Annotated in this window: 4 protein-coding genes; all 4 read left to right on the top strand. The window is 66.7% G+C overall.

Annotation, left to right across the window (positions count from 1 at the left end; genetic code table 11):
• Positions 1 to 183: DUF484 family protein (locus JYJ84_RS31170; RefSeq protein WP_205189912.1), on the top strand; the 183-nt coding region annotated here is incomplete at its 5' end.
• A gap of 14 nt (positions 184 to 197) precedes the next feature.
• Positions 198 to 1118 (top strand): tyrosine recombinase XerC, encoded by a 921-nt coding sequence (gene xerC, locus JYJ84_RS31165; RefSeq protein ID WP_175222419.1) that lies wholly within the window; start codon positions 198 to 200, stop codon positions 1116 to 1118.
• 76 nt (positions 1119 to 1194) lie between these two features.
• Positions 1195 to 2409: a class I SAM-dependent rRNA methyltransferase gene (locus tag JYJ84_RS31160; protein WP_122946507.1), complete on the top strand. Its 1215-nt coding sequence runs from the start codon at positions 1195 to 1197 to the stop codon at positions 2407 to 2409.
• A gap of 200 nt (positions 2410 to 2609) precedes the next feature.
• On the top strand, positions 2610 to 3670 hold a 1061-nt coding region (locus JYJ84_RS31155; RefSeq protein ID WP_205189911.1), incomplete at its 3' end, for a GTP-binding protein.

Below are 3670 nucleotides of genomic sequence, written 5' to 3'. Positions count from 1 at the left end.
GCTACCTCGGTCGCGCTGCTCGCGCTGCGTGCGCCGCTCGCCGGCACCGATGCGCCCGCGTTCGGCCTGCTCGTGCTCGGTTCGCCCGACCCGCGCCGCTTCCACGACGGGATGGCCACCGATTTCCTCGCGCAGATCGCGACGCTCGCGAGCGCCGCGCTCACGCGCCTGCTGCCGCACTGATCCTTCCGCCCGCGATGACCGACGATCCGATTGCCGCCTACCTGTCGAACCTGAAGCACGTCAGGCAGCTGTCGGAACACACGCTGCGCGGATACACGCACGAACTCGACGAGCTGAAGAAGCTCGCGAACGGCCGGCCGCTCGAAGCGCTGACGGCCGCCGACATGCGCGGCGCGGTCGCGCGTGCGCATTCGGGCGGGTTGTCCGCACGGTCGATCTCGCACCGGCTGTCCGCGTGGCGCGCGTTCTACCGCTGGCTCGCGCAGCGCATCGAGATGCCCGCGAACCCGGTCGCCGCGGTGCGCGCGCCGAAACGCGCGAAGACCTTGCCGAAAGCGCTGTCGGTCGACGACGCATCGGCGTTGATGGACGCGCCGCTCGCCGGCACGACCGAAGGCATCCGCGATCACGCGATCCTCGAGCTGTTCTATTCGTCGGGGCTGCGCCTCGCCGAGCTGATCGGGCTCGACGTGAGGTACACGCAGGCCGACGGCTACCGCTCGGTCGGCTGGCTCGATCTCGCCGAAGCCGAAGTCACCGTGCGCGGCAAGGGCAACAAGGAGCGCAAGGTGCCGGTCGGCCGCAAGGCAATCGACGCGCTGAACGCGTGGCTCGCGGTGCGCGGCGAATTCGTGAAGCACGATCCGCATCCGCTGTTCGTGTCCGTGCGCGGCAACCGGATGTCGCCGGGCGTCGTGCGCGAGCGCGTGAAGCGCGCGGCGCTCACCGCGGGCATCCCCGCCAACGTCCATCCGCACGTGCTGCGCCACTCGTTCGCAACGCACGTGCTGCAGTCGAGCGGCGACCTGCGCGCGGTGCAGGAACTGCTCGGCCACGCGAGCGTCTCCGCGACGCAGGTCTATACGTCGCTCGACTTCCAGCATCTCGCAAAGATTTACGACAGCGCGCATCCGCGCGCGAAGAAGCGCGACTGACGCGCGTCCCGTGTTACCCGCCGCGCGCGGCGACCGGCCACGGTCGGCTTCGCGCACGGCCCCTTTCGATCTCATCATGCAAACCGTCACCCTCAAGCCGTCCAAGGAAAAATCGCTGCTGCGCCGCCATCCGTGGATCTACGCCAATGCGATCGACCGCGTCGACGGCAAGCCCGCGCCCGGCGCGACCGTGATCGTGCGCGCGCACGACGGCCGCTTCCTCGCACGCGGCGCGTACAGCCCGCAATCGCAGATCCGCGTGCGCGTGTGGAGCTTCGACGAGAACGAGCCGATCGACCACGCGTTCTTCAAGCGCCGCGTGCAGCGCGCGGTCGCGCACCGCACGACGATGGTGTCGAACACGGGCGCGGTGCGCCTCGTGTTCGGCGAAGCCGACGGCCTGCCGGGCCTGATCGTCGACTACTACATCGCGGACACCGCGGAAGCCGGCGCGACGCCGCGCGGCCAGCTCGTCTGCCAGTTCATGGCGGCCGGCGTCGAAGCGTGGAAGGACGCGATCGTCAAGGCGCTGGTCGGCGCCACGGATTGCCCGAACGTCTACGAGCGTTCGGACGTGTCGATCCGTGACAAGGAAGGGCTCGAACAAACCACCGGCGTGCTGGCCGGCGATGCGCCGCCCGCGACGCTGATCTCGAACGAAAACGGCGTGCGCTATCACGTCGACGTGCCGAACGGCCACAAGACGGGCTTCTACGTCGACCAGCGCGACAACCGCGCGCTGGTCGCGCAGTACGCGGCCGATCGCGACGTGCTGAACTGCTTCTGCTACACGGGCGGCTTCTCGCTCGCGGCGCTCAAGGGCGGGGCGAAGCGCGTCGTGTCGATCGACTCGTCGGGCGATGCGCTCGCGCTCGCGCAGCAGAACGTGGTCGCCAACGGTTTCGATGCCGAACGCGCGACCTGGCTCGACGCCGACGCATTCAAGACGCTGCGCCGCCTCGTCGACGAAGGCGAGCGTTTCGACCTGATCGTGCTCGACCCGCCGAAGTTCGCGCCGACCCGCGACAGCGTCGATCGTGCGGCGCGCGCGTACAAGGACATCAACCTGAGCGGCTTCAAGCTGCTGCGTCCGGGCGGCCTGCTGTTCACGTACTCGTGCTCGGGCGCGATCGACATGGACCTGTTCCAGAAGATCGTCGCGGGCGCCGCCGCCGACGCGAAGGTCGACGCGCGCATCCTGAAGCGGCTCGGCGCGGGCGTCGATCACCCGCTGCTCGCGGCATTCCCGGAAGGTGAATATCTGAAGGGCCTGCTGTTGCAAATCGTCTGATCGCCCCGATCTACGCGCGTAACCCTCCGCCGGCACGCGCGTTGCGCCCGGCGGATCCGCGCTCCCGCCTGTCGTTCGGACGACGGGCGAGTGCTTGACAGGTATGTTTCAATGGATGGTTGTGCGCCCCGGCTGGTAAAGCCTCGGGCGCGACGCACATCCTGGTTTTGACCCCGATTCACGAACCACAGGCGATTGACATGGCCACTCCCGTCACCATCCTCACCGGCTTCCTCGGCAGCGGCAAGACGACGCTGCTCAAGCGCATCCTGAACGAACAGCACGGCATGAAGATCGCCGTGATCGAGAACGAGTTCGGCGAAGAAAACATCGACAACGAAATCCTCATCCAGGATTCGAACGAGCAGATCATCCAGATGAGCAACGGCTGCATCTGCTGCACGATCCGCGGCGACCTCGCGCGCACGCTCGGCGATCTCGCCGCGAAGAAGCGCGAAGGCAAGCTCGACTTCGACCGCATCGTGATCGAAACCACCGGCCTCGCGAACCCGGGCCCGGTCGCGCAGACCTTCTTCATCGACAGCGAGATCGCCGACGATTTCCTGCTCGACGCGGTCATCACGCTGGTCGACGCGAAGCACGCGAACGCGCAGCTCGACGAGCACGAAGTCGTGCAGCGCCAGGTCGGTTTCGCCGATCGCCTGTTCATCACGAAGTCGGACCTGGTCGACGACCAGACGGTGGCTGGCCTCAAGCATCGCCTGATGCACATGAACCCGAAGGCCGCGATCAAGGTCGTGAACTTCGGCGAAGCCGAGATCAAGGAAATCTTCGACCTGCGCGGCTTCAACCTGAACGCGAAGCTCGAGATCGACCCCGACTTCCTGGCCGAAGACGATCACGCGCACCAGCACCACGATCACGACCATGATCACGATCACGCCCATTGCGACCACGATCACGGTCAATGCGCGCACGATCACGACCATGGCCACCACCATCATCACCACGCGCACCACGACGACAAGATCAAGTCGTTCGTGTACCGCAACGACCGCCCGTTCGACCCGAACAAGCTGGAAGACTTCCTCGGCGGCATCCTGCAGATCTACGGCGAGCGGATGCTGCGCTACAAGGGCGTGCTGTACATGAAGGGCGTCGACCGCAAGGTCGTGTTCCAGGGCGTGCACCAGATGATGGGCAGCGACCTCGCGTCGAAGTGGCTGCCGGTCGAGAAGAAGACCAACAAGATGGTGTTCATCGGCGTCGATCTGCCGCAGGACCTGATCACCGACGGCCT

This window comes from Burkholderia sp. LMG 13014, assembly GCF_905232215.1.
GTDB lineage: Bacteria > Pseudomonadota > Gammaproteobacteria > Burkholderiales > Burkholderiaceae > Burkholderia.
The sequence above is the reverse complement of the archived record's forward strand: the minus strand, read 5'-3'. Positions and strand labels throughout refer to the sequence as shown.

Coding starts and splice junctions, on each gene's coding strand:
- xerC (WP_175222419.1), top strand. CDS start 198: ATGACCGACGATCCGATTGCCGCCTACCTGTCGAACCTGAAGCACGTC.
- JYJ84_RS31160 (WP_122946507.1), top strand. CDS start 1,195: ATGCAAACCGTCACCCTCAAGCCGTCCAAGGAAAAATCGCTGCTGCGC.